The organism is uncultured Bifidobacterium sp. (assembly GCF_959020145.1).
In the GTDB taxonomy this organism is placed as follows: domain Bacteria; phylum Actinomycetota; class Actinomycetes; order Actinomycetales; family Bifidobacteriaceae; genus Bifidobacterium.
On record NZ_CAUEQY010000078.1, the window covers coordinates 1 to 3135 of the forward strand.

3 protein-coding genes are annotated in these 3135 nt (G+C 57.5%); all 3 read left to right on the plus strand.

All coding sequences use genetic code 11. The features are described from left to right. Positions 1-141: 141 nt before the first annotated feature. The 3 genes from Q5H33_RS08300 (at position 142) to Q5H33_RS08310 (ending at position 3080) form a co-directional block, all read left to right on the plus strand. Complete coding sequence (locus tag Q5H33_RS08300; RefSeq protein WP_302423992.1) at positions 142-1086, plus strand: carbohydrate ABC transporter permease; 945 nt, start codon at positions 142-144, stop codon at positions 1084-1086. After that, positions 1083-2042, plus strand: a complete 960-nt coding sequence (locus Q5H33_RS08305; RefSeq protein WP_004223477.1) for a carbohydrate ABC transporter permease — start codon at positions 1083-1085, stop codon at positions 2040-2042. The genes Q5H33_RS08300 and Q5H33_RS08305 overlap by 4 nt, the downstream gene beginning before the upstream one ends. A gap of 105 nt (positions 2043-2147) precedes the next feature. Continuing rightward, entirely contained in the window at positions 2148-3080 is a 933-nt protein-coding gene (locus Q5H33_RS08310) for an ROK family protein (RefSeq protein WP_065447101.1), read from the plus strand. Positions 3081-3135: the final 55 nt, after the last annotated feature.

A 3135-nucleotide genomic window follows, 5' to 3' on the forward strand; every position in this document is an offset into this window, starting at 1 on the left:
CCTATGAATCGATCTAGCTGATTCGACGGAGCGGCTGAAACCGGCACTCCTCTCCCGTGATGACGATTTGGATACGGCGATTCGAACTGTGAAAGATGCCATCAACGATGAATGGCATCCGATGCGAAAGATAGGTACATCATGACTGCAACAACGCAAGCGGCGAAACCAAAGCGCACTGATGCGCAACGCCGCGAGAATCGAACAGGATGGGCGTTCATGGCGCCATTCGGCATACTGTTCGCCATTGTATTCATCATCCCGATTTTCTATGCCATCTATTCCAGTTTCTTCCGTCAGGTCACCGAGGGCGGCGGCGCGTACGGCGGCGGCGAATTGGTGAATAAATTCGTAGGATTCCAGAATTTCGAGTACGTGCTTACGTCCGGCAATTTCTGGTCCGGTGTGGGCAGGGTGCTGATTTACACCCTCATTCAGGTGCCGCTGATGATCATCATCGCGTTGGCTTTGGCGATGGTCATCGATTCGTTCGTGGTCAAGCACATCACGGGTTTCCGTCTCGGCTACTTCCTGCCGTACGCCATTCCAGGTGTGGTCGCATCCATCATTTGGGTGTACCTGTATAACGGTCAGATTTCGCCGATCGTCAAAGGTCTTGCGGCCATCGGAATAAACGTTGATTTCTTCAGCAAGAACGTTGTGCTCGCTTCCATGGCAAACATCACCACATGGACGTTCACCGGCTACAACATGCTGATTTTCTTGGCCGCACTGCAGGCGATTCCGCACGAACTGTACGAAGCCGCACGCATTGATGGCGCAAGTGGATGGCAGATCTCCATGTGCATCAAACTGCCGAACGTGCGTTCCGCGGCGCTGCTGTCCATGTTGCTGTCCATCGTCGGCACAATCCAGCTATTCAACGAACCGCAGATCATGCAGACCGCCGATCCGGGCATCTCCAAAACCTATACGCCAATGATGATGGCCATGAACACTTCCCAAGGCACGCTGACTCCGGGCGGTGGCGGACCCGCATCGGCGGTCGCCATCGTCATGGCACTGATCGCAGGCGTTCTCGCCATGATCTACGCACTGGTCGAGAGGAAGGCGAACGAACAATGAGCAACGCAGTCGCAGCAAGAAAAGACGAACGCGCCCGCAGAAAAGCGGAACGCATGATGGAAAAGCAACGCGAAGCGGCCGAACACGATCTGCCGCGCTCCATGCGCCCATCGCCGATCACCAAAACCATTACCGTGATCGTGCTCGTCGTAGCGCTGATCTACTTCCTCTTCCCAATCTATTGGGCCATCATCGCATCCACCAAAACACCATCGCAGCTGACCAGCAGCAACGGATTGTGGTTCGCCGTCGGACTTGACCAGATTCCCGACGCCATCGCAACCAACTATTCGAAGCTTATGGGGTGGACCCGTGGCCAATTCTGGCGTTGGGTGCTGAATTCCCTGATCTACTCCGGGGTTTCCGCACTGATCGGCACCATCATTTCGGTGATGGCAGGCTATGCCACCGCAAAATTCAACTTCCGTGGCAAGGCCATCGCCATCGGCGTGGTCATGGGATGCATGCTGATGCCGGTCGCACTGCTCACCATTCCGCAGTACTCCATCTTCCACGCACTGCACCTGACCAACACCATGCTGGCGATCATCATCCCGTGCTGCGTTTCGCCATTCGGCTTCTTCCTCGGACGCGTGTACGCGCAAACCTCCGTACCGAACGAACTGCTGGAAGCGGCCCGCATCGACGGCGCCGGTGAAGCGAGAATCTTCTTCACCATCGTGCTCCGACTGCTCGCCCCAGCCATGGTGACCATCTTCCTGTTCCTCTTCGTGGGAACGTGGAACAACTTCCTGCTGCCGTTGATGATGGTTTCCTCCGATACCCTCAAGCCGGTCACGCTCGGCCTGTACGGCATGGTATCGCTCGCAACCTTCAATGATCGCGGATCGCTGATGATGGGCGCACTGCTCGGCGTACTGCCGGTGATCGTGCTCTTCCTCGGCTTGCAGCGCTACTGGCAGGCCGGCCTCGCGGCAGGCGCAGTCAAGGGCTGACGGGCATCCATCCAACTCCATGCGTGGCATGCAAACGCCACGCATGGAGTTGGATCAACAGAGCAACCGTAATCCGGGCATCACTATTTCAGGCAGGTACATGCAATGAACGCAAGACTGCACCATAACGGCCGTTCGCAAGGATGCGTCGGCATCGACATCGGCGGAACGAAAATCGAAGGCGTGCTGCTCGACGCAACAGACCGCGTCATCGACGTCTGCCGTATGCCATCGCACTCCGGTGAAAGCAACGTCGTAACCGACATCGTGCGCGTCGCCCGCATACTGTCCAACGAAGCGCTGCCCATCGGCATTGGCATTCCAGGGCAGGTGAACTGCGCAACCGGGCAAGTGAGCAACGTCGTCAATCTTGATATTGAAACGTTGGAACTTGGCGAACGCGTCAGCGCAATCATGCACGCTCCGGTGCACGTGGAAAACGATGTGAACGCGGCTGCGGTCGGAGCCGCGGAATTCGTGGAACAAGTCGACGGCAACGCAACCGTCGTATTCCTCAACTTTGGTACGGGACTGGCCGCAGGACTCGTGCGCGGCGGGCAAGCCGAACACGGGTACAGCGGATCCATCGGCGAAATCGGGCACCTACCCATCGACCCCAACGGATTCGAATGCCCATGCGGGCAGCGTGGATGCTTGGAAACCGTGGCATCCGGCGGGGCCGTGGCAAAACTTTGGCCCTCCGCAAACCCGCCCATGCCTGATCTCATCCGCAAAGCGCGGCAAGGAGACGGGCATGCCAACGACGTGCTCACCATGGTGGCCCACGCCATGGGCGACACCATCCAAATCGTCGCGCAAGCCTACGATCCGCAACGCATCATCATTGGCGGAGGCATGGCGAAAACCGGTGACGCACTCATCGAAGTCATCCAAGCCGAACTGAGCCGCAGAGCCGAAGGATGCCGATTCCTGACCACACTCGACATCGCATCGAACATCAGAATCGCAGCCATGGACCAACCAATCGGCGCAATTGGCGCGGCGCTCGCGGCAAAACGAGCGCAACCGCAATCGTGAATGCGTGATACTTCAGGCAGACTGGAACAAGCGCAACAATTCCGGAAATCCAGAT